This is a genomic window from Nocardioides sp. NPDC057767 (genome assembly GCF_042798275.1).
Lineage (GTDB): Bacteria > Actinomycetota > Actinomycetes > Propionibacteriales > Nocardioidaceae > Nocardioides.
In genome coordinates this window covers 62,517-87,432 of sequence record NZ_JBHVKJ010000026.1, presented here as the reverse complement: position 1 = coordinate 87,432, position 24,916 = coordinate 62,517, and the positions used below count along the sequence as shown (strand labels likewise).

The window sequence follows — 24,916 nt, the reverse complement described above, 5'->3', positions numbered from 1 at the left end:
CCCCGGGGCCCCGGCGAGGCGGGTCAGCTCCGCCAGGTGATCAGCGCGTCGAGCGCCTCGATCCGTTCCGCGGAGACCAGCAGCGGGTTGACCTCGAGCGACTCGAGCTCGTCGCCGAGAGCCACCGCGATCGCGCCGATCCTGGCGACCACGCCGGCCAGGGCGTCCAGGTCGACCGGTGCCTGCCCGCGAGCGCCCCGGAGGACGGCGACGCTGCGCAGCGACTCGATCGCCCGCCGGGCCTCGGCCTCCGAGACCGGGAGCAGGCGCAGCTGGGAGTCACCGAGGATCTCCACCCAGATGCCGCCCATCGCCACGGCCAGCGTGAGGCCCCAGGCCGGGTCGCGGACGACGCCGACGAGCAGCTCCGTACCGCTCGAGCGCATCGGCTGGACCACGGTCGTGGAGCCGTCGTGACCGGCCGTCGCAAGGGCGTCGGCGATCCGCGTCGCCGCGCTGCCGACCGCCTCCGCGTCGGCCAGCCCGAGCTCCACGCCGCCGAGGTCGCTCTTGTGCTCGAGATCGTCGGCCGCCGCCTTCAGCACCACCGGGAAGCCGACCTCCTCGGCGAGGCGGGCTGCCTCCTCGGGGGAGGTGGCGACCCGCGACGGCACCATCGGGATGCCGTTGGCGGCCAGGAACCGAGCCGCGTGGAGCTCGGTCCAGGTGCCGGTGCGTGGCGGAAGCCCGTCCGGGACGGCTGCCTCGACCGATGGCGGCGCCTCGGTGCCCGCCTGATGGCGCCGATGGGTCTCCGACCAGCGGACCGCGTGCCCCAGCGCGGTCATGCCGTGCTCGATGCCGCCGGCTATCTGCGGGTAGTCGGACGCCTGCCGCAGCGCCCGGCCGGTCTCGTTGACGTCGACGAGCACGTTGCCGACGATCACGACCGGCTTCGGCGAGGAGCGGATGACCCCGGCGGTGTGCCGGTAGGTCTCCACCGCCAGGTCGAAGTCGGGCGTGGCCCTGGGCATGTCCTGCAGCAGCATGATGACGTCCACACCGGGGTCGGCCGCGACGACCTCGAGGGACTTCGACATGAGCTGGCGGTCGAGCAGCACGTAGCCGGTGACGTCGAGGGGGTTGTTCGGTGTCGCGAAGGGCGGCAGCACGTCGCGGAGAGCCGTCGTGGTGGCCTCGGCGAACTCAGGCAGCTCGAGTCCCTCGTCCTCGGCGCGGTCGGAGATGATCTCGGAGGCGCCGCCCGAGGGGGTGACGACGCCGATCCGGTTGCCGGGGAGCGGTCCCGTCTCGGCCAGCATGCCGGCCGTGACCATCAGGTCCTCCAGCGAGCCGACCCGGATCACACCGTGCTGGCGGAAGGCGGCGTCGACGGTCTTGTCGTCGCCGACGAGCGCTCCCGTGTGGGCCTGCGCGGTCCGGGACGCCTTGACGCTGCGACCGATCTTCAGGGCGACGATCGGCTTGCCCGCGGCCAGCGCCCGCCGGGCGATCTCGGTGAACTCCTCCGGATGGCGGATGCTCTCCAGGAAGAGCGCGATCACCTTGGTGTGCGGTGAGTCGACGAGCGCGTTCATCACGTCGGTCACCGACATCACGGTCTCGTTGCCCATCGAGACCAGCAGCGAGATGCCGATGTTGCGTGCCTGGGCGAAGGCCAGCACGTTGCTGGCCAGCGCACCGCTCTGCAGCACGACCCCGACCGACCCGCCCAGGAGCGGCGGGGGGATCGGCAGGCCGTACGGCGTGATCGAGTCGGCCGCGTTGATGAACCCGTTGCCGTTGGGCCCGAGGACGATCAGGTCGTGCCTGCGGGCGAGGTCCGCGACCTCCTGCTCGCGGACGGTGCCCTCACCGCCGACCTCGCCGTAGCCGGCGGTGAGGACGACGTAGTTGCGGATGCCGCGGGCAGCGCCCTCTTCGAGCACCCGCGGCACCACCTCGATGGGCGTCATGACGTACGCGAGGTCGACGGGTCCGGGGATCTCGGAGAGGCTCCGGTGGGTCTCGACGCCGTGGACGACGGGCGTCTTCGGGTTCACCAGGTGCACGTCCCCGGAGAAGCCGTGCTGGAGAAGGTTGTTGTAGGTGCTCGTCGACCAGCCCGACTTGTCGGTCGCCCCCACCAGGGCGACCGACTTCGGGCTGAAGAACTCCTGCAGACGGTCGGCGTCGAGCTCGCTCATGCCAACGACGCTCCCACCTTGACGTGGCCCTTGAGGAGGTTTCGCGCGATCGTACGGCGCTGGATCTCGTCGGTGCCCTCGAAGATGCGGAGCAGGCGCAGCTCCCGGTACCAGCGCTCCAGCGGGAGCTCCTTGGTGTAGCCCATGCCACCGTGGATCTGGAGGACCCGGTCGACGACACGGTTGGCCATGGTGGTGCCGTACAGCTTCGCGATCGACGAGGCGTGCCGGGCGTCCACCTTGTTCTCGACCTGCCACGCGGCGTGGAGGGTCAGCCAGCGGGCGGCCTCCAGCTCGACGGCGCTGTCGGCGATGTGGCCCTGGATGAACTGATAGTCCGCGATCGGCTGGCCCATCGAGTGCCGGTTGTTGGAATGCTCGATCGCCATCTCGAGCATCCGCTCCGCGGCGCCGATGGCCCCGGCCGGGATCATGAAGCGACCGTTGCCGATCCACTGCATGGCCAGCTCGAAGCCCTTGCCCTCCTCACCGAGGATGTGGTCGTGCGGGACCCGGACGTCCTGGAAGCTCAGTGCCGCCGGGCCCCACTCGCCCATGGTCGGGATGGGGGTGGACTCCCAGCCCATCGCCCGGTCGACCAGGAAGCAGGTGACGCCGCCGTCGGCGCCCTTCTCGGGGTCGGTGACGGCGAAGACCATCACGAAGTCGGCCTCGTTGCCGTTGGTGATGAAGATCTTCTCGCCGTTGATCACCCAGTCGTCGCCGTCGCGGACCGCCCGGGTCCGGATGCTACGTGCATCGGAGCCGGCGCCGGGCTCGGTGATGGCGAAGCAGCTACGGCGCTCGCCCTCGATGGTGGGGATGAGGTATTCCTGCTTCTGCTCCTCGGTGCCGGCGTAGAGGATGTTGTCCGCGCTGCCGCCGAAGCGGAACGGCACGAAGGTGCGACCGGACTCACCGGCGATGATCGCCGACATCACGGCACCGGCGGCCATGCCGCCGTACTCCTCCGGAGTGTTGATGCCCCAGTAGCCGTACTTGCGGGCCTTTGCCTGCAGGTCCTTGAGCTGGCCCGGCTCCAGCGCCGGCCGGCCGTTCCGCTCGTTGAGGAGCACCTGGTCCTCCAGTGGCATCACCTCCTTGGTGACGAACTGGCGCACCGCCACCTTGACCGCTCGATGCTCTTCTTCCAGCGCGAAGTCGATCATTGCCCGCTCCTTCGGTTAGAGTGAGTTTCTAGAATCATTTTCTAGAATGGACTATGAGAAGAGTCACGCAGTAGCGGTTCGTCGTCAAGAGGAATTGCGCATATTGTGGGAAGATCTCGGGACTACGACGAGGAGTGGACGATGGCGCTAGAGGTCGATTCGCAACGCCCTGCGGGGCGTCGCTGGGCCAGGACCGAGGAGACGCGCCGCCAGCTCCTGGACGCCTCTCGGGAGGTCTTCGCCGAGAAGGGCTACACCGTGGCCAGCGTCTCCGACGTCGTCGCCCGCGCCGACTCCAGCGTCGGCAGCGTGTATCACCACTTCGGTGGCAAGGAGCAGCTCTACCTCGCCCTGTGGGAGGAGTACGTCGACCGGCTGGCCGCCGCGGCCGCCGCGAGTGTGGCGAAGACGCGCAAGAGCGGGGTCGAGTCGCCCCGCGACCAGTTCGAGGCCGGTGCCCTGGCCTACCTCGACGCCGTGTGGGAGGACCGCGAGCTGCTGCCGGTCTTCTACGCCGGCGACGGACCGCCCGGGTTCGAGGTGATGCGCCGCCGCCGCAACATCGAGTGGATCCGCCGCAACCTGCAGGTCCTCGGTCTCGGTGGCAGCGACGAGGACCAGCTGCTCGGTGCGATCCTGACCGCGCTCATCGGTGAGGCAGCCCGGATGACGGCCGCGTGCGAGACCAAGCGCCAGGCGCGCAGGGTCGCCCGGCACGCGATCGCGCTCGCCCAGCGGCTCTTCGACGGAGAGGTCGCCGAAGGCGCGCCGCAGGCGGCGGAGTAGGTCCCGCGCCCGGGGACCGTCGAAGATCAGCGCCAGGTGGCCAGTCCGCGGTCGATGACCACGGTGCCGTCCTCCTTCCTGGTCTGGAAGGCGGTCACGTCGTCCCCGACGCGCCACATCGCGACCTGGAGGCTCTCGCCGGGCAGCACCGGCGAGGAGAAGCGACCGCTCATCGACGCCATCGCGTCCCCGTCGCCGCCGGCGACGGTGCGGACCAGGGCCCGCCCCGTGACCCCGTAGGTACACAGGCCGTGCAGGATCGGGCGCTCGAAGCCGCCGCGCGCTGAGAATCGCGGGTCGGAGTGGAGTGGGTTGCGGTCGCCGCTCAGCCGGTAGAGCAGGGCCTGGCCGGGCCAGGTCGGCATCGTCACCACCTCGTCGGGGTCGCGATCGGGGATCGGTGAGGCGGCCTTCGGCCCGGGATCGCCGCCGAAGCCTCCTTCGCCCCGGATGAACACCGAGCTCCGGGTGGTCACCACGGCCTCGCCGGTGGCGGGGTCGACCGCCTCGGCCTCGCTGGTGACCAGGGCACCCGAGCCCTTGTCGAACATGCCGGTGACCTGCGTGGTGAGCGAGACGGTCCCCCCGGCGGTCAGGGGCCGGTGCAGGACCACCTCCTGCTCGGCGTGGACGAGCATGGCCGGGTCGAAGTCGCCCATCTTCCGGCCACCCCTGGAGCCCCAGGTGACCATGACGCCGAAGGTCGGCAGCACCTTCTGCTCCGCGCAGGTGTCGTCGCCGTGCTCGCTGGTGTAGCGCAGGTCGGCCAGCGGGTCGTCGTGTCCCGCGCCCACGCCGAGGGCGTACAGCAGCGTGTCGGCGCTGGTCCAGGAGCGTGGCTGGGGGTCGGAGCGTACGCCGATGACGGAGGGGTCCAGGCTCATCGCTCGGGCGTCCTTCCGCTGGTGAGCGAGTTGGCGCGCGCCTCCGCGATCATGCTGGGCAGCACAACGTCGAGCTCGTCGACGGTCCACGGGCCGTCCTTCTCCTCGGTCGGGCCGGCGACCCAGCCCTCGGCCACGCTCACGTGCCCTCCGCGTACGTTGAAGACGCGGCCGGTCACGTGGCGCGCGTTCGGCGAGGCCAGCCAGGCGACCACCGGGGAGACGTTCTCCGGGGCGCCCGGACTCCACTCGCCCTCGGCGACCTGCGGCCGGTCGGGGTTGAGGTTCTCCGTCATCCGGGTGAGCGCGGCCGGGGCGATCGCGTTGACCGTGATCCCGTAGCGGCGCAGCTCCTGGGCGGCGATGACCGTCATCGCCGCGATGCCCGCCTTGGCGGCGCCGTAGTTGATCTGGCCCGGGTTGCCGTAGATGCCCGAGGACGAGGTGGTGTTGATGATCCGGGCGTCGACGTCCTCGCCCCTCTTGGCCAGCTCGCGCCAGTGCTGGGCGGCCACGCTCATCGGGGCGAAGGTGCCGCGCAGGTGCACCTTGATGACCGCGTCCCACTCGTCGATGGACATGTTCACCAGCATCCGGTCGCGCAGGATGCCGGCGTTGTTGACCAGCACGTCGACCTTGCCCCACTGGCTGAGGGCCTCCTCGAAGAGCTTCTGCGCGCCCTCGGGGTCGCTGATGTCGCTGCCGTTGGCGATCGCCTCTCCTCCGGCCGCGATCACCTCCTCGACCACCTGCTGGGCGGGATCGTCGGCCTTGCCGGTGCCGTCCAGCCCAGCCCCGAGGTCGTTGACGACCACGGCGGCGCCGCGACGGGCGAACTCGAGGGCATGGGCGCGGCCGAGACCTCGGCCGGCTCCGGTGATGATGACTACCTGGCGGTCGGTGTTCGCCATGTCAGCTCCTTGTCTCTGTGTGGGTGGGGGTCAGCGTTGGTTGGCGAGGATCAGGGTCGCCGCGCTCATGAACATGCCGCCGTTGCCGAGCACCAGGCTGGTGGCGACACCGTCGACCTGCGCGGCGGCCTCGCCGCGAAGCTGGCGTACGGACTCCTGGATCGCGAACATCCCGTACATGCCGGTGTGGGTGTAGGACATGCCGCCGCCGTTGGTGTTCATCGGCAGCCGGCCGCCGGGGGAGGTGTGCCCGTCGGCGACGAACGCACCCGACTCCCCGCGGCCGACGAAGCCCATGTCCTCCAGCCCGTAGAGGGGGACGTGGGCGAAGGCGTCGTAGATCATCAGGTGGTCGATGTCGGACGGGGAGGTGCTCGACTCCTTGAACGCCGCCTGGCTGGAGAGCGTGAACTGCTTGCAGCGGGTCATGTCCTCCATCTGCGAGATCAGCGGCGTGGTCGCGGCCTCTCCGGTGCCGAGGATGTGGACCAGCGGCTTGTCGCTCCCGTGAGCCTCGGCGAACTCGCGGGAGGCGATGACCAGAGCGCCACCGCCGTCGGTGACCAGGCAGCACATCAGCAGGGTGAACGGGTCGGCGATCATCTTGGCGCCGAGGACGTCGTCGACGGTGACCTCGTCCCGGAACATCGCCCGCGGGTTGCGGGAGGACCAGCGCCGCTGGGCGACCGCCACCTCGGCGAGCTGCTCGAGGGTGTTGTCGGTCTCGTGCAGGAACCGGCGCGCCGGCACGGTGAAGCTCGTCGGCGGGCCGACGATGCCGTACGGCATCTCGAACTGCGCCATCACCGAGTCGGTGGCGCGAGGGTGTGTCGGCGCGCCCACCCGGGACCGGCCGGACTCGCCGTGGGTCACCAGCACGACGTCGGCGTAGCCCGCCTTGATCGCGGCCGTCGCGTGGCGTACGTGGAAGAGGAAGGAGGAGCCGCCGACGCCGGTGCCGTCGATGTAGGTCGGGGTGATCCCGAGGCTGTGGGCGACCTGGATCGGTCCGGGCACGGAGACGGAGGCGATGCCGTCGACCTGGTCCTTGGTCAGGTTCGCGTCGGCCAGGGCCCGGCGCGCGCCCTCGACGTGCAGCTCGAGGGTGGAGGTGGTGGGGAGCCTGCCGATGTCGGTCTCGGCGGCACCCATGATGACGACGTCGCGGCTCATCGGGCGTACTCCTTCACGGGAGCGAAGACGGGCACGGCAGCGCCCGTACGCTGCTCGAAGCGGACCTGGACCGGCATGTCGAGCTCGAGGGCGTTCGGCTCCGCGTCGACGATGTTGGTCATCATCCGTGGGCCCTCGTCGAGCTCGACCACGGCGATCACGGTCGGCACCGGGAAGCCCGGAGCGGGACGGTGGGACACGACGTAGGAGTGCAGCCGGCCCCGGCCCGAGCAGGTCACCCACTCGAGGTCGGTGGAGCCGCACGCGGGGCACGACGAGCGCGGGTAGAAGAAGATCTGATCGCAGGGGCGGCACCTCGGCAGGTCGAGGCGCCCAGCGGCGGTGGCGTCCCAGTAGGGCTGGGTCTCCGGCGTCGCCCGCGGCGCGAAACGCGCCTCCGGCGACACCTCGGGGATCGTGGTCATACGGTGCTGCCTTTCTCCCGCATCCGGAGGGCACGGGTGTCGAGGTAGTGGAGGATGGCCTCGACCGAGGCCCGGGCGGCCGGACGACGCTGGTCGTCGACCTTGGCGTAGACGTGGTCGGTCACCTGGTCGCGGTCCACGCCGTCGGCCAGCAGCCCGGCGACCTGGTCGATCCGGCGCTGCCGGTCCGCCATCCGTGCGTGCAGGTACGTGGTGGGCTCGCGCACCGCCGGCCCGTGCCCCGGGAGCAGGACCCAGTCGTCGTCGACCAGGTCGGCGATCCGGGCCATCGAGGCGAGGATGTCCGCGATGGTGCCGTCGGGGTGCGAGATGTAGGGGTTGAACCGGGCCAGCACGGTGTCGCCGGTGAGCATCACCCGGCGCCCGCCGAGCGCGAAGCTCACCCCGTCGGCGGTGTGCCCGGGCGTGGTGAGCGTACGGATCTCGGTGCGCCGGCCCAGGTCGAGACGGGTCCCGTCGGGGATGATCCCCTGCTGGACCCGGGGCCGGATGGCGGCCCGCCAGCGCTCGGCCACGGCGTGGGCGGCCTGCGAATGGTCGCCGTGATGATGGCTGAGCAGAACGGTCTCGACGCGGGCTCCGGCAGCGCGGACCACCTCGTCGATCCGGTCGAGATGGCCGGGATCCGTCGGACCGGGGTCGATGACCACCGCCCGACGATCGCCGACGACGATCCAGGTGTTGGTGCCCTCGTACGTCCAGTGGTTGGCGTTCGGGGCGAGCAGCAGGTGGACGCCCGGGGTGACCTCCACCGGCTCCTCGGGTCTCGGCGGCGCCCCGCCGACGTCCCAGATCGCATCGACTCCGCAGGAGTCGTCCCGCGCGCGTTGGCCCTGGCTCACTCCTGCTCCATCCAGACGTTCTGGAGCTCGCGCGAGGAGTAGTCCGGGTGCGGGTGGTAGTCGTGGACCTTGCCGGAGTACAGCGTCTGGGTGTCGTAGGCGTACAGCGGCAGCGGGGTGGAGACGTTCTCCATGATGTAGCGCTCGATGTCCTGCAGCGCCTTCTCACGCTCGGCCTCGTCGGTGATGACCCGCTGGGCGGCGACCATCTTGTCGAGCTCGGGGTCGTCCACCAGGGACCAGTTGCGGGTGCCGGTGCTGGTGTACTCCGAGGTGAGGTACTCGTCGGCGGTCAGCATCGGGGTCTGCAGGCCGTACATGATGTCGTACTTCGTCTCGGGCCAGGTCGAGCTGACGTAGGTGGCGTAGTCCTGCTGGTCGATGGTCAGCTCGATGCCGATCTTGCCGAGATCCTCCTGGATCCACTGGGCCTCGCGCAGGATGGTCTCGCCGTAGCCGTCGGTGGCCACCAGCTCGGCCGAGAAGCCGTTCGGGTAGCCGGCCTCGGTCAGCAGCTCCTTGGCCTTGTCGGGGTCGTACGCCAGCAGCTCGTCGACCTCGTCCTGGGGCAGGGCGCCGAACAGCGTCGGGGTGATCGGTCCGGTGAGCGTCCCGCCCGAGCGCAGGGCCTTGATCATCCCCTCCTTGTCGATCGCGTGCGCGACCGCGAGGCGGACGCCGAGCTTGCTGAAGGGCCCGCTCTTCGCGTTCATGAAGACCCGGGTCTGGGTGATGCCCTTCTCCGTACGCAGCTGCAGCCCCTCGATCTGGTTGAGGAGCTGGTCGACCTGCCGCTTCTCGGTGGACAGCGAGGAGATCATGTCGAGCTTGCCGCTGCGCAGCGCCGCGATCTGGGCCTGGGCGTCGGGGAGCACGGTGGTCTGGATGCCGTCCAGGTGGGGGAGGCCCTCGATGAAGTAGTCGGGGTTCTTCTCCATCACGCGCTCCTGGTCGCGCTTCCAGCTCTTCAGCACGAACGGGCCGGTGCCGATGGCGTCCTCGGCCAGGTTGAACTCGCCCGAGGTGCCCTCGCAGGGGAGGATCGCCATGAACGGGTTGGCCATCGTCTGGTCGAAGGCGGTGTTGGCCGAACCCAGCTTGAAGACCACGGTGTACGGGTCGGGGGTCTCCAGCTTCGCCACGTTGGCCACCAGCCCGAGCTGGTGGCCGGGCAGGCTCTTGATCCGGTCGACCGTGCACTTGACGTCGGCCGAGGTGAGCTCGCGACCGTTGACCGGCGGCTTGTCGTGGAACTTCACGCCTTGGCGGAGGTCGAAGGTCCAGGTCTTCAGGTCCGCCGACTTCGACCACTTCTCGGCCAGGTCGCCCTCGAGCTCGCTCGAGCCGTACTCGATGTCCTTGCCGGTCTTCGGCGCGACCAGCCGGCTGTAGACCGTGCCGACGGCGACGTGGGTCATGTAGGACGCCTCCTTCTGGATGTCCAGCGAAGGTGCGTCGGCGGTGGCGGCCGTGTGCAGGATGCCGCCGTCCTGGGGCGGCCCGGCATCCTCGACGATCTTGCCCTTCCCGGACGCGGCGCCGCCTCCGCCGCAGGCGGCGGTCAGGGCGAGGCAGGCTGCGGCGAGGACCGCACCGGCGGCCTGTGATCTCTTCGGACGAGGCATGGGATGTGACATCACGGACTCCTTGGGTGGGATGGGGCTAGCGGCGCTGTTTGGGGTCGAGGAAGTCGCGCATGGCGTCGCCGAGCAGGTTGAACGCCAGGACGGACAGGGAGAGGATCAGGCCCGGGACGACGGTCATCCACGGGGCGATCTCGAGCTGGCTGCGGCCCTCGCTCAGCATCCGGCCCCACGACGGTGTCGGCGGCGGGGTGCCGATGCCCAGGAAGCTGAGCGCCGACTCGGCGATCAGGATGACCGCGAAGAGCAGCGAGCCCATCACGAACAGCGGAGCCATCAGGTTGGGCAGCCCGTAGCGGATCAGGATGCGTGGGGTGCTGCATCCGACCGAACGTGCTGCCTCGACGTACGGCTCCTCGCGGATGCGGAGCATCTCGCCGCGGGCGACGCGGTTGATCGAGGGGATCACGAGCAGGCTCAGCGCGATCACGGTGTTGCGTACGCTCGGGCCGAGCAGCGCCGCCACGAACAGCAGCAGCACGATCGACGGGATCGCCATCAGCGCGTCCATGACCCGCTGCAGGATCGAGTCGACCCAGGTGCCGCCGAAGTAGCCGGACACGACGCCGATGACCAGCCCGATCGCACCGCCGAGGGCGAGCGTCGCGACCGCGATCAGCAGCGAGGTGCGGGCACCGTAGAGGGACCGGCTCAGCACGTCGCGGCCGAGCTCGTCGGTGCCGGCGGGATGGCCGCCGACGCCGGGGGAGGTCAGGATGTTGACCCGGTCCTGGGCGAGCGGGTCGTACGGAGCGATCCAGGGGGCGAGGACGGCGACCACGACGAAGAGCGTGATCAGGAAGAGCGCGATGGCTCCGAGGGGCTGTTCCGTGGTGAACCGGACCAGGCCGTGGCGGGTGCGTGGCCGGCGGGCGGCACGCGCGGTGCCGGAGACGGCGATGCTCATGCGGAGGCTCCTTCGTACCGGATCCGGGGGTCGATCACCGCGTAGAGCAGGTCGACCACGACGTTGACGAGGATGAAGATGGCGCCGTAGAAGATGACGCAGCCGAGGATGACGGGGTAGTCGCGCTGCCCGACCGCCTCGAAGATGAGCGAGCCCATGCCAGGGATGGCGAAGATCCGCTCGAGGATGACGGTGCCGCCGAGGATGTGGCCGACCTGGAGGCCGAGCACGGTGAAGACCGGGATCAGCGAGCTGCGGCCGGCGTGCTTGAGCACGACCACCCGCTCGGAGGCGCCGCGGGAGCGGATGGTGCGGATGAAGTTGGAGCCGAGCACCTCCAGGAGCGAGGACCGGAGCATGCGGGCGATGCTGGCCATGGTCGCGGCGCCGAGGGCGATCGCCGGGAGCAGCATGTGGATGAGGTTCTGGCCGAGGTTCTCGGTGGGGGAGGCGTAGACCAGCGGTGGGGACCAGCCGAACCAGAGGGCCAGGAAGGTGATCAACAGGAGCGCCAGCCAGAAGTTCGGCAGCGACATGCCGATCACCGCCAGGAAGCGCATGACGTTGTCGACGGCGCTGTGATGCCGGATCGCCGAGAGCATGCCGAACGGGACACCGAGCAGGATGCCGAAGAGGATGGCGAGCAGACCGAGCTCGAGGGTGGCGGGAAGCCGCTCGAGGATCTTGGTCGTGACGGGGCGCTCGTCGTCGAACGAGTCGCCGAGGTCCCCCTGAGCCAGCCCGCTCACGAAGTGGCCGAACTGGGTCAGGATCGGCTTGTCCAGGCCGAGCTCTGCCGTGCGCTGGTCGATCTGAGCCTGGGTGACTCCGGGAGCGTCGGCCAGCTGGAGACGTACGGCGTCGCCGGGGATCAGTCGGATGATGAGGAAGACCAGGGTCGCGACCAGCGCGAGGACGAGCAGGCCGTAGGTCAGGCGCCGTCCGGCATAGAGAAGCATGCGATCACCTCGTGTGAGTGGGGTCGAAGAGGTGGCAGGCGACACTGGGGTCGTCGCCGCTGCTGCCGATGGTCAGCAGCTCCGGCTCGTCGCGGTCGCAGCCGTCGACGCTCTGGCCGCAGCGCGGATGGAACCGGCAGCCCGACGGCGGACGCCGGGGGCTCGGGATCTCGCCGGCGAGCGGCGTACGCAGCTGGTGATGGGCGTCGGGGGAGGGGATCGACGCCATCAGGGCCTGGGAGTAGGGATGCCTCGGTCGTTCGCTGATGTCGTCGGCCGGTGCCACCTCGGCGAGCTTGCCGAGGTACATCACGCAGACGCGGTCGGAGATGTAGCGCACCACGTTGAGGTCGTGCGCGATGAAGAGGTAGGAGAGCCCGAGCTCGCGCTGCACCTCCTTGAGCAGGTTGAGCACCTGTGCCTGGACGGAGACGTCGAGGGCGCTGACGGCCTCGTCGCAGACGATGAGGTCGGGATCGGTGGCGAGCGCCCGGGCGATCCCGATCCGCTGGGCCTGGCCGCCGGAGAACTGATGGGGATAGCGCTCGAGGGCGAAGGAGGGGAGGCCGACCAGGTCGAGCAGTTCCTTCGCGCGCTTGATCCGGCCGGACCGGTCGCCCATCCCGTGCACCACCATGGGCTCGGTCAGCACCTGCGCGATGGTCATCCGCGGGTTGAACGAGCTGAGCGGATCCTGGAAGACGAGCTGCATGCGTTTGCGCAGCTGGGTCAGCCTGCTCCTGGACAGCTGGGCGATGTCCTGGCCGTCGAAGGTGACCGAGCCGCTGGTGGGCTCGATCAGCCGGAGGATCAGGCGCCCGAGCGTCGACTTGCCCGAGCCCGACTCGCCCACCAGACCGAGGGTCTCGCCGCGCCTGATGGTCAGGGAGACGCCGTCGACGGCGCGTACCGGCGGACGCTGGGGAGTGAAGAGGCCCTTGCCGTCGCCGAAATGCTTGACGAGGCCGCGTGCCTCGACGAGGGTGCCGGCATCGGGGACGATCATCGGGCCACCTCCGCCATCGGCGCGAGGACACCGCGATCCTCGTCAGGACGCCAGCAGCGGACCTGACGGCTCCGGAGTTCGCGCAGGGGTTGTGGTGCCTCGCACTCCGGACCCGCCTCGGTGCAGCGGGTGACGAAGCGGCAGCCGCTCGGCATCTCGTTGAGCGCGGGGACGGCGCCTGGGATCGCGGGCATCTCCTGGTCGCGCGGCGTGTCACGCCGCGGGATCGCATGGAGCAGGGCCTGGGTGTAGGGGTGCTGCGGCCGGTCGAGGACCTCGTCGGCCGTGCCCGTCTCGACCACCTGTCCGGCGTAGAAGACCACCACGCGGTCCGCCATCTCGGCGACCACGCCCATGTCGTGGGTGATCAGCATCAGGCCGACACCCGTCCGGACCTGGAGGTCGCGGATCAGCGCCAGGACCTGGGCCTCGACGGTGACGTCGAGCGCCGTCGTCGGCTCGTCGGCGATCAGCAGCCGGGGGTCGCAGGCGAGCGCGCCGGCGATCATGACCCGCTGCCGCTGGCCGCCCGAGAGCTGGTGTGGATACGCCTTGAACTTGGTCGCGGGCTCCGGGATTCCGACGAGGTCGAGCAGCTCGATCGCGCGTTCGCGGGCCTCCCGCTTCGAGACGTCGTGGTGGATCCGGTAAGCCTCGACGAGCTGATGGCCGATCGTGAAGAGCGGGTCGAGCGAGGTCATCGGGTCCTGGAAGATCACCGAGATGTCGTTGCCCCGGACCGTGCGCATGTCGTGGTTGGAGGCGCCGGTGATGTCCTTGCCGTCCCAGACGATCCGCCCGCCGCTGACCCGGCCGTTGCCCAGCAGGCCCAGGACGGCGAGTGCGGTGACGCTCTTCCCGGAGCCGGATTCGCCGACGACGGCGACGGTCTCGCCCGCATCGATCCAGAGGTCGACGGCGTTGAGCGCCTCAACCGGACCGGCCCCGGTCCGAAACTCCACGTGGAGGTCCTCGATGCGCAGAAGCGGCTCATTCGCGGACCCAGTCGGTGCTCTCATATCGGACCCTCCCGTTCGTTACCGCGACCGGGTGTCGGTCGCCGAAGTTGGTGGCTCAATCTAGAATCACGCTCTAGGATGAGATTCATCATTGGGTCGCCAAACGGGTGTGTCAAGGGTCACAATCCGGATATCGGACTTTCTTCTCTCGACGCCCCGCTCGGCGCAGCGTCGTGCCGTGACGTACGACGCCGACGGCACCGCGTGCGACGGTGCAGGAGGTGGCATGAGCGGGTCTGAACCGACCGAAGTGACGACCGCCGCGCGTTCCACCCTCATCGTCGTCTGCCTGGTCAGCGCGGTGATGGCGCTCAACGCGAGCTCGCTCAACGTCGCCCTGCCGACATTGACCAGGGAGTTCGGGGCGAGCTCGGTCGAGGGCAGCTGGCTCCTGCTCTCCTACATGGTCGCGAACACCGCGTGCCTGCTTCTCTTCGGCCGGCTCAGCGACGCCTGGGGGCAGCGGAGCCTGTACCTGGGCGGGTTGGTCCTCTTCTCGCTGGCGAGCCTGCTGGCCGGCTTCGCCCCGAACGTCGAGGTGCTCATCGGGCTCCGGGTGGTCGCGGCCGTCGGCGGCGCCGTGCTCATCGGCAACGGCGCCACCCTCATCCATCAGGCCTTCCCACGCTCTTCCCTGGGAGGGGCGATGGGCCTGTACGCCGCGTCCTTCCCGACCGCCAGCCTGGTCGGACCGACGCTCGGTGGGCTGATCGTCGACCACGTCGGCTGGCAGTGGGTGTTCTGGTTCAACGTGCCGGTCTGCCTGATCGCGCTCGCGGCGGGACAGGTGCTGCTGCCACGTCCTGCGGTGGACAAGCGCGCCACCGGTCTCGACCTCCCCGGCAACCTGGTGATCATGGTCGGCGTGGTGATGCTGACGCTCGGGATCACCTCGTTGACCGACCTCGGCTGGCTCCATCCCCTGGTGGTCGGATGCACTGTCGGCGCGCTGCTCCTCGTCCCGGTCCTGCTCGTCGTCGAACGGCGCGCGGCGGCGCCCGTACTCGACGTCGCCGTGCTGCGCCGTGTCGGGAAGCTGTTCCTCGCGGGCTTCTTCACGGGTGCCGGGAGGTTCCCGCTGATCGTCCTGGCCAGCCTCTACTTCCAGAGCGTCGTCGGCGTCGCCCCGGGCACCGCGGGGGTGATGCTGCTGCCGATGCCGGTCGGGATGATCCTCGCCTCGCTCGCCCTCGGCCGACTCTCCCGCCGCTGGACGCCGCACCAGATCATGTCGGGCGGATCGGTGGTGGGTACGTGTGGCGTCGCCCTGGTCGCCCTCGCGATCCACTTGGAGCTGACCTGGCTGGTCATGGCGACACTGGCGATCGTCGGTCTGGCGACCGGTCTGTTCATCGGGACCAACGCGACGGTCCTGCTCGAGCGCGCCCCCGAGGAGGCGCTCGGCGTCGTCAACGCCACGCGCCTGATGCTGCAGAACACCGGCAACGTCATCAGTCTCGCCATCGCGCTGACGCTTCTCACCGCGCTGCTACCGCCCGGGCTCGGCGACGCGGTGCTCGCGGCGAGCGTGCCGCCCGACGGTGTCGGCGCGGCCAACGCGGCCTTCACGCTGGTCTGCCTCTTCCTCCTCGCGCTCGGTGCAATCGGAGCCTGGTACTCGTTCCCCCGCCGGGGCGATGCCGAGAGCGTGCCGCAGAGCGGGCTCGAGGGTTCGCGTGCCCGGTGCCGACAGGTCGGTCTCCCGAAGGAGATGCTCGACTGACCACCGCCCTGACACTGGTCGCGGGGGAGTAGCGGTCAGGTGGTGACGTCGTGCCGTGTGGAGGGCCGGACGACGCGCGACCGGGTGATGAGGAAGCCGAAGGCGGTCGCGAGGACGTACATCACGATGCTGTAGACCGCGGCCGGGATGGCCACGGTCGTGTTGTCGAGCACGCTGAGCGCGATGGTGAGCGCGATGGTGGTGTTGTGGATCCCCACCTCCATCGAAGTGGCGATCGCCTGCTCCTGGCCGAGCCGGAACACCCGCGCGCCGAGATAACCCAGGCAGAGGCTCGCGCAGCAGAAGAGTGTCACGACCACGCCGATCTCGCGGAGGTAATCGGCGATGTTCTCCCGCTCCCCGAGGATCGCGCCGACCGAGACCATGACCAGCACCACGATCGAGAAGATCCGGACCGGGCGGTCCGCCCGGGCGGCGAACGTCGCGGACCGGTGCCGCACCAGCATCCCGATCCCGACGGGAACCAGCACGATCGCGATGACCTGGACGACCTTGCCGAACTGCAGCCCCAGGGTGTCCCCGGCGTCGAAGTAGCCGATCGCCGCATTCGTGATCAGCGGGATCGAGACGGCAGCGAGCACCGAGTTGACGGCGGTGAGGGTGACGTTGAGGGCGACGTCGCCACGGAACAGGTGGCTGAACAGGTTTGCCGTGGTCCCACCCGGTGAGGCCGCCAGCAGCATGACCCCGACGGCGATCAGCGGATCGACGTCCGCGACCACCACGAGCCCGAACGCGATCAGCGGCAGAACCAGGATCTGGAGGGTGAGCGCGACGAAGACCGCTCGCGGCGTGCGTACGACGCGGCGGAAGTCTCCCGGCGTCAGACTCAGGCCCAGGCCGAACATGATGATCGCCAGGGCGATGGGGAGGCCGACCGAGAGCAGGGCCGAGTCGTTCACTGTGTTCCTCCGATGTGCGGGACGGACGGCCGCCGCGATCGGCCAAAGAGACGTGCGTCACAGTGGATCACGAGGAGAGGCGGGGCCACAGCCTTATCCGGACAATTGTCTCGACCCACGGGGCCTTTGGTTACGGCATTGGCACCGGCGACTCGGATGGCGTGACTGTCTCGGGCCCGTCCTGCGAGGAGATCGCTGTCGATGTCAGTGCCGGACGTTCGTCTGGCACCGGGGCTGGCTCGCGAAGCTTCGGTGCTGCTGGTGACCACGCTTTGAGGTGCTGAACGACGTCGCCGTAGAAGGTGTCCAAGAGGTCGATCACCGAGTCGATGAAAGCTCCGCGGCCACGCCCGCGCTTGGCACCCATCGGTGCCGACAATGCAACGCGGAAGGTTCTGATCTCCTTCTTCGGATCTGTGATGAGGCAGGTCGGCTCCTCCCGAACCTTCCCTAGGAGATCCGCAGCCCCCGTGCCTCGGGAATTGGCGACGAACGACTCGACTCGCGTCGAGTCTGGAGCATGCTTGAGTTGGCGGACAATCCAGTTGATCCGAGTCGTCGGGCGACCTTCGCGAGGAGCGTCGAGGTCAATGAAGCAAGTGACTCGCCCTGCTCGAAGATCGGCAAGAATGTTGATCGGGCCAACTGCGTTCGGAATACGGATTGATCCGGCGAGCTCGGCTTGGTTGACCATTCGCGTGAGAACCGATTGTGCGCGGAGTGACGGATCCGCCTGCTCCTTTCTGGTCAGGATCGGGAGTACATCGGTGCCGAGCTTCTGACCGAGTCGAAGGCTGACGTACTGAAGCAGCGCGTCGAACCGAGCAGCGACCTCCGGTGCGCTCTTGTCGGATGCGCGAAGGGTGCCGGCAACTACTGCGTCCCGAACTGCGACCCAGTTCGCCCCCATGTCCTCGAGTTCCATGGCTCCGGAGCGAGGGTGCTCGAGGTACCGGATCAGCTCGCCGAGTATCCAAGCCTGCTCAGGATCGGAAACTCCTCGGTGTTCCTTCTGCATCACAGCTGTTGAGAGGACGTACGACCATGACCAGTGGTGAAGCGCGACCTTCTTCAGCTTGCGCTTGTCCACCTTGGTGGGATGTTGGCCGGCAATGCCCGGGATCTCGTTGCTGATTGTGATTAGTGCATCGAAACCCTCGTCCCGCGCGATGTCGAGATAGGTTTCCAATTGCTCTGGTTGGAGTTCGTTCTTGCCCGTCTTCACTTCGACCAGTGCGGTCCAAGACTTCGTTCCACGGGTCACGCGAATGAGGCCATCTGGATAGCAACGTTTGTCGCCACGCATGAACGGCACCTCGATGTACGTCTCGATCTGGCCGCCTGGCGCGCCGAGATGGCCAACTAGGGCCTTTCCGAACTCCTTCACGACGCTCATCACCGCCAGGACCGCGGAGGTGGCTCGCCTTTCTTGTTCTTCCGCGCCGCTGATTCCAGAGGTCGGGATCAAGCGTGCTTCATGCCAGGTTTCCTCGGACATAGGTCACGACGCTACGCCGACCTGAGGCTCAATGTCAGTCAAACGAATGAAGGACTCTGCAAGTTCATTGGAATGGGCCAGATGCTGCGAAAGTTGCAGACAAGGAAGCACCTGAACGCTTAGCGGCTGATCCTCTGTACCGCTCCGCAATGCGTTCGGTGTACCGGTCAATGATGAGTGTCGCCGGGTCTTGAAGACCCGTGGCACTGCATCAGGATCACGTCGCTGGACGACATGTCCCCGCCACGAAACGGTCTGCCCGCTCGCGGCAGGAACATGTCGGTCTTCAGACCCAGTCGGCTGGTCGTAAGCATCGGCTGGCTCAGACGAGCTTGTCGGCGGCCTTGTTGAGGTTGGCGCGCAGCTTGTTGCGGTAGGCGTCGTGCTGTTCGGGGAGTCGGGCGTCGCAGAAGGCGGCGAGGTCGGGTCCGGTGACCTCGATGACGGGGCGGCCTGCGGCGGCTTCGGTCTCGAAGAGGTCGAGGATGTCGCGGAGGATGGCGACGATGTCCATGCCGTCGCCGGTGGTGAAGCGCCACATGTAGTTCTTCATCTCGGCATAGACGGTGCGGTAGTCGGCCGGCAGCTCGGCGGCGCGGGCTTCCATGCGCTTCCAGTCCTTCTTGTCGCCGATGAGGCGGGTGAGAATGTTGTTCATGGTGGTGCTCCTTCTTCGGTGGTTTCGAGCCCCTTTGGTTTGGGGCCGTGGAAGAAGCGTGCAGGCCTGACGTAGCGTCAAGGTCAAGCACCGATCCGAAGAAAGTTCTCGGAGTCCGAGGTCAGGCCGCGAGGGTGTGGTCGAGGAGTACGTTGCGCAGCGTGAATTCTGCTCGGGACAGGGGTGGTGGGTTCGCCCGCCAGGTGTCGGGTGGTGGGCTGACATAGGTGTGGCCGGTGGGTGTGATGGTGGTGATGCTGCCGTCGGGTCCTGGTCTGGCTTGCCATCCGAGGGCTTCTTTGGCTTGGTTGCATCGTTCGCAGAGCCCTTGGAGGTTCTCGGCGTTGGTTTGGCCGCCGTCGGTGTGGCGTTGGATGTGGTCGATGTTGCGGATCGGGGCATCACAGCCGACGGTGCGGCAGGTCCCACCGTCACGAGTCGCGATGAACTCGGCGAGCCCGTCGGGGGCTTTGCGGGAGCGTGATTCCATCGCGACGAGTTGGCCGGCAGGGCTGGTGAAGAGGCGGCGGATGAAGACGTCGGCGTCGGTCAGTGCGTCGCGGGCCCAGGTGGCGGGGACGGGTCCGTAGCCCTCGACCATGGCGGGCTGGTCGGCGTTGTTGGTGAGGGTGTCGGCGGTCATGACGATCTTGACCTCGATCCGGGGCTTGGCCTCACCGCCAACTTCGCGGCCGGTGACGCGGTCGACGAGGGTGTCGGCCATGACCTGACCACGGCTGCGTTGATCCCCGGCGGCGCGGGCGGCGTTGGCGGCCTGGTCCAATGCTGCGAAGACCGCGACGCCGTCCTTGACCGGGAGCAGGGCGCCGAGCCAGGTCATCGTGTCGGGTGCCGGCCGCAGGCTGACGCGGCGGTCTTTGGCGGCGTTGGCGGCACGGGCGACGACGGAGGCTTGGTCGAGGGTGATGGCGAGTTTCTTGGCGGCGTTCTCGAGTTGACGCAGTCCCATCGACACCGCCTTCACCGACTGCCCGTTCGGCCCGGTGGCGCAGAGTTCGTGGTCGATGACCCGACGGTCATCGAGCGAGAGGCAGGCGGTTTCGCGGGCCAGGATGGTGGCCTGCCACTGCGAGAACAGTCCGGCCTTCATCAACGCGAAGGTGTGTGGCATCTCGGCCAGGAGGATTTTCGCCAGCCCGAGCAGTTTGGCGCCCCGAGCGGGTGAGACCCGCCGGGCGAGCGCGATCTGGGAGGCGACCCCTTCGCCGAGTTTGCGGGCCGGAACCCCGGCCTCGGCCTGGCGGGCGCGGGCAGCTTCCTCCAGACGTACCGAAGCCTCCGCCTGTACCGCCTCGGCGCGACACTTGACCGCTTCGAGGCGAGAGATCCAGTCGACCAGCTCACCCTCGGACGCACCCGGAGGTGGCCCGTCGAGGAGGCGGTCGATGGTCTCGTACATAGTGCTTATTATATGCGACCGATCACCTAAGAGCGACCCATTTTGGCTGTTCAGCAGCCAGTTACGCAGTCAGCGAACAGGTCACGTGAGTGCTGCGCCACACCCTCGCCGCCGCCCCGATATAGGCGAAATCTTTCTCGATCGGGTGCCGGGTCAAGGATGGCCGCAGGCCACCGCGAAGCGGCGGGCGAAGCCCGTCCTTGACGCGGTGCACGATCGAGAAACACTCAAGGAACGGGTCGGCGGCGAACCCTGAAACGAAAACACAGCCGCTAGACCGAGGTTTCCTCACGGGTGGTCTCGACAAGCTCGACCACCGGCGTCTCGACAAGCTCGACCACCGGGGCCTCGACAAGCTCGACCACCGGCGTCTCGACCAACCCCCGAGACGACGACCAATTCCGTTGATTCGACCATTTATAGTAAATCGAGTTACATGACTATCTCACGATCTTCGACCCTAAACAGGAGGTTCGCATGGAGCGACTGATCATCTTCGCGCTCGTCGGTCTCGCGGCCCAGGCGGTCGACGGGTCTCTGGGAATGGCTTACGGCGTCACCTCGAGCACGCTTCTGGTCGCGACCGGGGTCGCTCCGGCGGTGGCGTCGGCGTCGGTGCATCTCGCCGAGGTCGGCACGACGCTCGCCTCGGGCGTCTCCCACTGGCGGCTCGGCAACGTCGACTGGAAGGTCGTCGCGAAGATCGCGGTCCCCGGCGGGATCGGCGCCTTCACCGGCGCGACGGTGCTCTCCAGCATCTCGACGGAGAGCGCCACACCTTGGGTTGCCGGCATCCTGCTCGTCCTGGGCGTCTACATCATCGCCCGCTTTGTCTTCGGCAAGCCGCCGGTCTTCATCCCGGGCCGTCGCCCGGGCCTCGGTCTGCTCGCCCCGCTGGGCCTGTTCGGCGGTTTCATCGACGCCACCGGTGGCGGCGGATGGGGTCCGGTGACCACGCCGACCCTGATCTCCAGCGGCACCCTGCACCCGCGCAAGGTGATCGGCTCGGTCTCCACCGCCGAGTTCGTCACCACCCTCTCGGCGAGCGTCGGCTTCCTGGTCGGGCTGGCTGGGGAGGCGCTCGACTGGCGGATCATCGGCGGCCTCCTCGTCGGTGGCGTGATCGCGGCCCCGTTCGCCGCCTACCTCGTCAAGCACCTCTCGCTGCCCATCCTCGGCGGCCTGGTCGGCAGCATCATCCTGATCACCAACGGACGTACGCTGCTGCGCAACTTCGACGCCGAGTCCGTGGCCGCCTACGGCCTGCTCTTCGCCGTCGCCGCCGTCATCGTGACCATCGCCGTGCGCAAGGGCGGCGGAGAGATCGCTCCGGCGCAGACGTCGGCACCCGAGTCCGAGTCCGCCAACGCCTGAGCGTCGGCATGTCGGCGGCCCGGCGGTCGGTGGAAAGTCTTTCCGATGTCCGTGTCGAAGGAGAACGATGTGGTTCGACGCACATGTGTCGGCCACCGAGAAGCGGTTGGCCCCGAACTGAGGAGCACATCATGCCGCGTTTCATGGGTTTCGTGAGGATGGAAGAGGGAATCGGCCCGGCGCCGGAGGCCCTGTACAAGGCGATGGATGACTACATCGGTGAGCTGACGGCCGCTGGACACTTTCTCGACGGTGGGGGTCTCTTCGGCAGCGAGGACGCGGTGAACTTCCTGGTGGAGAAGGGCGAGGTCACCCGGGTCGACGGCCCGTACGCCGAGGCCAAGGAGGTCGTCGGCGGCTGGGCGCTGACGCGCTACGACACCCTCGAGGAGGCGGTCGCCGGGCAGCGCGAGTTCGCGCAGCTGCACGCGACGTACTGGCCGGAGTGCAAGATCGTCGCCACGCTGCGCCAGGTCTCCGACGCGGGTTAGACGCCCGAGGCTCTGCTGCCTCGGCGGTGACCTCAGGTGCCGCCGAGCAGGCGGACCACGCGCCGGCGGGTGCCAGCGGGGGAGAGGCCCACGCTCGCGGCGAGGTCGACGAAGGAGGCGCGGCCGTTGGCCTGCAGCGCGCGCAGCAGGGCGTAGTCGGTCTCGTCGAGCGACCCGGCGGCGGGTTCGGGAGTGGACCGACCGGCTCACGGGCGAGAACCCGCAGGCCAGGACCGTCGACGCAATCTGAAAATGAGCATTGTCAAATCTATGAACTCGTCCTAAGGTCGGTCTATCCGTTCGCCGGGAGAGAGTGATCTGTCATGGTTCTGCGCTCCGCTGTCATCTGTGCCGCCGTGCTGCTGTCGACGGCCTCGACCCTGCTGGCGGCGGCGCCGGCGCACGCGGCAGGAGGCGTCAACGACGCCTCCTGCCGGCCATCGGCCGACCACCCCAACCCGGTCGTCTTCCTGCACGGGCTGGGGGCGAACAAGGACGAGGACCTCAACGTCCTCCAGGCCGACGTCGCGGCGCAGGGCTACTGCACCTACAGCCTGACCTACGGGACCGGGGCCTACGGGCCGTTCGTCGGCGGGGTGGGTGACATCGCCAGGTCCGCGGCGCAGATCAAGGCCTTCGTGCAGGATGTCCTGGCCCGGACCGGCGCAGCGAAGGTCGATCTGGTCGGCCACTCCGAGGGTGGTTTCCAGACGCTCTACGTCACCAAGACGCAGGGCATCGCCGACCGGATCGACAAGGTCGTCGCGATCGCACCACCCACGCACGGCACGACCTTCGCCGGCCTCTACCGCCTCGGCATGACGCTGGGCGCCGACGAGCTCGCCGGGCAGGTGCTGACCGCCTTCGGCTGCATCGCCTGCACCCAGTTGGTCACCGACGGCAGCGCCGTGCGCACCCTGACCGACGGGCCGATCGCGCAGCCCGGCGTGACGTACACGATCATCCAGTCGAGGTACGACGAGCTGGTCACGCCCACCGAGACCTCGTTCGTGCGCGAGCCGGGCGTCACCAACACCTACGTGCAGGACGTGTGCCCCTACGACCCGGTCGGCCACATCGGCGAGGCCTACGACACCAACGTCTGGCACCTGGTGAAGAACGCGCTCGACCCGGCAAACGCCACGACGTTCACCTGCTCGGTCGGGTCGCCCGGCTGATGGCACCGGAGGGCCGCTCCTACGGCGGGCTGACCCGAGAGGAGCGCGACGCCCAGCGGCGCCAGCGGCTCCTGGGCGCCGCCACGGAGATCATCGGCACCCAGGGCTACGCGGCCACCACGATCCCGGGGGTCTGCGCCGCCTCGAAGGTCTCGACGCGGCACTTCTACGAGATCTACCCCGGCAAGGAGGATCTCTTCGTCGACCTCTACGACCGGATCACCGCCGACTCCTACGAACGGGTGGCGGAGTCGCTGAAGGCGACCGCCGGTGAGTCGATCTCGCGCCGGGTGCAGGCGGCGGTGCTGGCCTATCTCGATCCCATGCTCGAGGACACCCGCGTCGCCCGGATCGCGTTCGTCGAGATCATGGGTGCCAGCCCACGGATCGAGAAGCTCCGGCTCGACTACCGCGAGACCCTCGTCGAGGTCGTACGCACGGAGTGCACCGCGTCGGTCGCCAGAGGCGAGATCGCCGACCGCGACTGGCGCTTCGCCGCGCTGGCCCTGGTGGGCGCGGTGACCGCCATCGTCTACGACTGGGCGCTGCACCAGCCGCGCTCCAGCCGCGAGGCGCTCGAGGATCAGCTGGCCGACCTCGCGCTCGTCCTGCTGACCTCCGACCCCGTGGATCGAGGCGCGCCCTAGCGGGGAACGGCAGGAAGCGGGACGGGTCGGACCTCCCGCGGGCCGCCGAGCCGGTGGCCGTCCTCGCAGGTCAGGGTCAGGTGCACCTCGCCTCCGCAGTCGCGGTGCTCGAGCGTGAGGGCAGAGCCGCGGGCGTCTGCGACGTAGCGGTCTCCCCACTCCATCATGGCCACCAGTGTCGGATAGAGGTCGAGACCCTTCTGGGTCAGCCGGTACTCGTGCCGCTGTCGCTGCCCCTCGGCGTGGTAGGGCACGCGGGCGAGGACGCCCTGGTCGACCAAGGTGTTCAGCCGGTCGGTGAGCACCGCGCGGGAGACGTCGAGGTTCTGCTGGAGGTCGGCGAAGCGGCGTACGCCCAGGAAGGCCTCGCGGAGCACGAGCAGGCTCCACTTCTCGCCGACCACCGCCAGGGTGCCGGCGACCGAGCATCGGGTGCGGTCGATCTCATCGGTGATCACGGCACCAGCGTACGACGCTGAATTCGTTTGACGAACTCAGACTGCCGAGGGGAGAGTTCGAAATATGAACTCAGAACGCCTTGTCGTGATGCCGGCGGTCGCCACCCGACCGGTGCGGTCCGAGGACCTGGCCGCCTTCGAACGGATGTGGGGGCGCCTGTCCGAGGAGACCATCTACCGACGATTCCACGCACCGATCCGGCGGCTCTCGCTCAAGCTGCGGCGCTACCTGGTCGACGTCGACCACCGTGACCACGACGCCCTGGTCGCGGTCGCCGGCGGTGAGGTGATCGCCGTGGCCCGCTATCACCGTTGCGTCGACGACCCCGCCGCCGCGGAGGTCGCGGTCCTCGTGGAGGACGCCTGGCAGGGCCGGGGACTGGGAGCACGGATGCTGCGCGAGCTGGCCGGCCTGGCGAGCCGGCGCGGCATCGACGTCCTCACCGGCGACGTGCAGGCCGACAACCGCCGGATGCTGGACGTCGCGCGATCCCTCCTGGGCACCGCGGCCCTCGAGCCGCAGGGGGACCTCGTCCACGTCCGCGGGAGCTACCAGGAGCCGATCCGAGCGGGAGTCTCCGCCCCCTGTGCATGAGCCCTGTCTAACTTCGCGTCGCCTGGGTACCGGCCAGTTGTACGCGACGAGGAGGAGCA

At 68.7% G+C, this 24,916-nt stretch carries 24 protein-coding genes and 1 pseudogene; 7 read left to right on the top strand and 18 right to left on the bottom strand.

The window, feature by feature from the left end:
- Window positions 1-23: 23 nt before the first annotated feature.
- On the bottom strand, window positions 24-2,147 hold the full coding sequence (locus tag ACFVDI_RS15205) for an acetate--CoA ligase family protein (protein WP_378906369.1): 2,124 nt from the start codon (window positions 2,145-2,147) through the stop codon (window positions 24-26).
- Complete coding sequence (locus ACFVDI_RS15200) at window positions 2,144-3,316, bottom strand: acyl-CoA dehydrogenase family protein (protein WP_378906367.1); 1,173 nt, start codon at window positions 3,314-3,316, stop codon at window positions 2,144-2,146. The genes ACFVDI_RS15205 and ACFVDI_RS15200 overlap by 4 nt, the downstream gene beginning before the upstream one ends.
- 141 nt (window positions 3,317-3,457) lie before the next feature.
- Between ACFVDI_RS15200 and ACFVDI_RS15195 the strand changes: the two genes are divergently transcribed.
- Complete coding sequence (locus ACFVDI_RS15195) at window positions 3,458-4,102, top strand: TetR/AcrR family transcriptional regulator (RefSeq protein ID WP_378906365.1); 645 nt, start codon at window positions 3,458-3,460, stop codon at window positions 4,100-4,102.
- A gap of 26 nt (window positions 4,103-4,128) precedes the next feature.
- Here the strand turns inward: ACFVDI_RS15195 and ACFVDI_RS15190 are convergent, their stop codons facing one another.
- From ACFVDI_RS15190 to ACFVDI_RS15145, 10 genes are read right to left on the bottom strand one after another with little or no spacing between them, the layout of a single operon-like run.
- Window positions 4,129-4,986 (bottom strand): MaoC/PaaZ C-terminal domain-containing protein, encoded by an 858-nt coding sequence (locus tag ACFVDI_RS15190; protein ID WP_378906363.1) that lies wholly within the window; start codon window positions 4,984-4,986, stop codon window positions 4,129-4,131.
- Window positions 4,983-5,897 carry an SDR family oxidoreductase gene (locus ACFVDI_RS15185; RefSeq protein ID WP_378906361.1) on the bottom strand — a complete coding sequence of 305 codons (915 nt, stop codon included), beginning with the start codon at window positions 5,895-5,897 and terminating at the stop codon, window positions 4,983-4,985. Before ACFVDI_RS15185 ends, ACFVDI_RS15190 begins: the two co-directional genes overlap by 4 nt.
- Window positions 5,898-5,927: 30 nt before the next feature.
- Window positions 5,928-7,070 (bottom strand): thiolase, encoded by a 1,143-nt coding sequence (locus ACFVDI_RS15180; RefSeq protein WP_378906359.1) that lies wholly within the window; start codon window positions 7,068-7,070, stop codon window positions 5,928-5,930.
- A complete protein-coding gene (locus ACFVDI_RS15175) occupies window positions 7,067-7,495 on the bottom strand; it encodes a Zn-ribbon domain-containing OB-fold protein (protein WP_378906357.1) in 429 nt (142 codons plus the stop codon). The genes ACFVDI_RS15180 and ACFVDI_RS15175 overlap by 4 nt, the downstream gene beginning before the upstream one ends.
- Window positions 7,492-8,358, bottom strand: a complete 867-nt coding sequence (locus ACFVDI_RS15170; protein WP_378906355.1) for an MBL fold metallo-hydrolase — start codon at window positions 8,356-8,358, stop codon at window positions 7,492-7,494. Before ACFVDI_RS15170 ends, ACFVDI_RS15175 begins: the two co-directional genes overlap by 4 nt.
- Window positions 8,355-9,995, bottom strand: a complete 1,641-nt coding sequence (locus ACFVDI_RS15165; protein ID WP_378906353.1) for an ABC transporter substrate-binding protein — start codon at window positions 9,993-9,995, stop codon at window positions 8,355-8,357. The genes ACFVDI_RS15170 and ACFVDI_RS15165 overlap by 4 nt, the downstream gene beginning before the upstream one ends.
- A 25-nt stretch (window positions 9,996-10,020) precedes the next feature.
- The gene (locus ACFVDI_RS15160; protein ID WP_378906351.1) at window positions 10,021-10,908 is read right to left on the bottom strand and encodes an ABC transporter permease; all 888 of its coding nucleotides are present in this window, start codon (window positions 10,906-10,908) and stop codon (window positions 10,021-10,023) included.
- Window positions 10,905-11,867, bottom strand: a complete 963-nt coding sequence (locus tag ACFVDI_RS15155; RefSeq protein ID WP_378906349.1) for an ABC transporter permease — start codon at window positions 11,865-11,867, stop codon at window positions 10,905-10,907. Before ACFVDI_RS15155 ends, ACFVDI_RS15160 begins: the two co-directional genes overlap by 4 nt.
- 4 nt (window positions 11,868-11,871) lie before the next feature.
- Window positions 11,872-12,873 (bottom strand): ABC transporter ATP-binding protein, encoded by a 1,002-nt coding sequence (locus ACFVDI_RS15150; protein ID WP_378906347.1) that lies wholly within the window; start codon window positions 12,871-12,873, stop codon window positions 11,872-11,874.
- Window positions 12,870-13,835 (bottom strand): ABC transporter ATP-binding protein, encoded by a 966-nt coding sequence (locus tag ACFVDI_RS15145; protein ID WP_378906345.1) that lies wholly within the window; start codon window positions 13,833-13,835, stop codon window positions 12,870-12,872. Before ACFVDI_RS15145 ends, ACFVDI_RS15150 begins: the two co-directional genes overlap by 4 nt.
- A gap of 283 nt (window positions 13,836-14,118) precedes the next feature.
- Between ACFVDI_RS15145 and ACFVDI_RS15140 the strand changes: the two genes are divergently transcribed.
- Window positions 14,119-15,615, top strand: a complete 1,497-nt coding sequence (locus ACFVDI_RS15140; RefSeq protein ID WP_378906343.1) for an MFS transporter — start codon at window positions 14,119-14,121, stop codon at window positions 15,613-15,615.
- Between the two features lie 35 nt (window positions 15,616-15,650).
- On the opposite strand, the gene ACFVDI_RS15135 is transcribed toward ACFVDI_RS15140, so the two are convergent.
- The 4 genes from ACFVDI_RS15135 to ACFVDI_RS15120 form a co-directional block, all read right to left on the bottom strand.
- Window positions 15,651-16,538 carry a bile acid:sodium symporter family protein gene (locus tag ACFVDI_RS15135; RefSeq protein ID WP_378906341.1) on the bottom strand — a complete coding sequence of 296 codons (888 nt, stop codon included), beginning with the start codon at window positions 16,536-16,538 and terminating at the stop codon, window positions 15,651-15,653.
- A gap of 130 nt (window positions 16,539-16,668) precedes the next feature.
- A complete protein-coding gene (locus tag ACFVDI_RS15130) occupies window positions 16,669-18,036 on the bottom strand; it encodes a hypothetical protein (protein ID WP_378906339.1) in 1,368 nt (455 codons plus the stop codon).
- Between the two features lie 322 nt (window positions 18,037-18,358).
- Window positions 18,359-18,694, bottom strand: coding sequence for a DUF1048 domain-containing protein (locus ACFVDI_RS15125; RefSeq protein WP_378906337.1), 336 nt, complete (start codon window positions 18,692-18,694; stop codon window positions 18,359-18,361).
- Between the two features lie 121 nt (window positions 18,695-18,815).
- On the bottom strand, window positions 18,816-20,114 hold the full coding sequence (locus ACFVDI_RS15120) for a DUF222 domain-containing protein (RefSeq protein ID WP_378906335.1): 1,299 nt from the start codon (window positions 20,112-20,114) through the stop codon (window positions 18,816-18,818).
- A 477-nt stretch (window positions 20,115-20,591) separates the two neighbouring features.
- Here ACFVDI_RS15120 and ACFVDI_RS15115 point away from each other — a divergent pair, with 477 nt between their 5' ends.
- Both ACFVDI_RS15115 and ACFVDI_RS15110 read left to right on the top strand, forming a co-directional pair.
- Window positions 20,592-21,488, top strand: coding sequence for a sulfite exporter TauE/SafE family protein (locus tag ACFVDI_RS15115; RefSeq protein WP_378906332.1), 897 nt, complete (start codon window positions 20,592-20,594; stop codon window positions 21,486-21,488).
- A 131-nt stretch (window positions 21,489-21,619) separates the two neighbouring features.
- Window positions 21,620-21,979 (top strand): YciI family protein, encoded by a 360-nt coding sequence (locus ACFVDI_RS15110; RefSeq protein WP_378906330.1) that lies wholly within the window; start codon window positions 21,620-21,622, stop codon window positions 21,977-21,979.
- 32 nt (window positions 21,980-22,011) lie between these two features.
- Here ACFVDI_RS15110 and ACFVDI_RS15105 read toward each other — a convergent pair.
- Window positions 22,012-22,137 (bottom strand): annotated as a pseudogene (locus ACFVDI_RS15105) (AsnC family protein); the annotation flags it as partial.
- Between the two features lie 165 nt (window positions 22,138-22,302).
- On the opposite strand from ACFVDI_RS15105, the gene ACFVDI_RS15100 reads away from it, so the two are divergent.
- Both ACFVDI_RS15100 and ACFVDI_RS15095 read left to right on the top strand, forming a co-directional pair.
- Window positions 22,303-23,157 carry an esterase/lipase family protein gene (locus ACFVDI_RS15100; RefSeq protein ID WP_378906328.1) on the top strand — a complete coding sequence of 285 codons (855 nt, stop codon included), beginning with the start codon at window positions 22,303-22,305 and terminating at the stop codon, window positions 23,155-23,157.
- Complete coding sequence (locus tag ACFVDI_RS15095; protein ID WP_378906326.1) at window positions 23,157-23,804, top strand: TetR/AcrR family transcriptional regulator; 648 nt, start codon at window positions 23,157-23,159, stop codon at window positions 23,802-23,804. The genes ACFVDI_RS15100 and ACFVDI_RS15095 overlap by 1 nt, the downstream gene beginning before the upstream one ends.
- On the opposite strand, the gene ACFVDI_RS15090 is transcribed toward ACFVDI_RS15095, so the two are convergent.
- Window positions 23,801-24,262 carry a winged helix-turn-helix transcriptional regulator gene (locus ACFVDI_RS15090; RefSeq protein WP_378906324.1) on the bottom strand — a complete coding sequence of 154 codons (462 nt, stop codon included), beginning with the start codon at window positions 24,260-24,262 and terminating at the stop codon, window positions 23,801-23,803. The genes ACFVDI_RS15095 and ACFVDI_RS15090 overlap by 4 nt on opposite strands.
- 64 nt (window positions 24,263-24,326) lie before the next feature.
- On the opposite strand from ACFVDI_RS15090, the gene ACFVDI_RS15085 reads away from it, so the two are divergent.
- Window positions 24,327-24,857: a GNAT family N-acetyltransferase gene (locus ACFVDI_RS15085; protein WP_378906322.1), complete on the top strand. Its 531-nt coding sequence runs from the start codon at window positions 24,327-24,329 to the stop codon at window positions 24,855-24,857.
- Window positions 24,858-24,916: the final 59 nt, after the last annotated feature.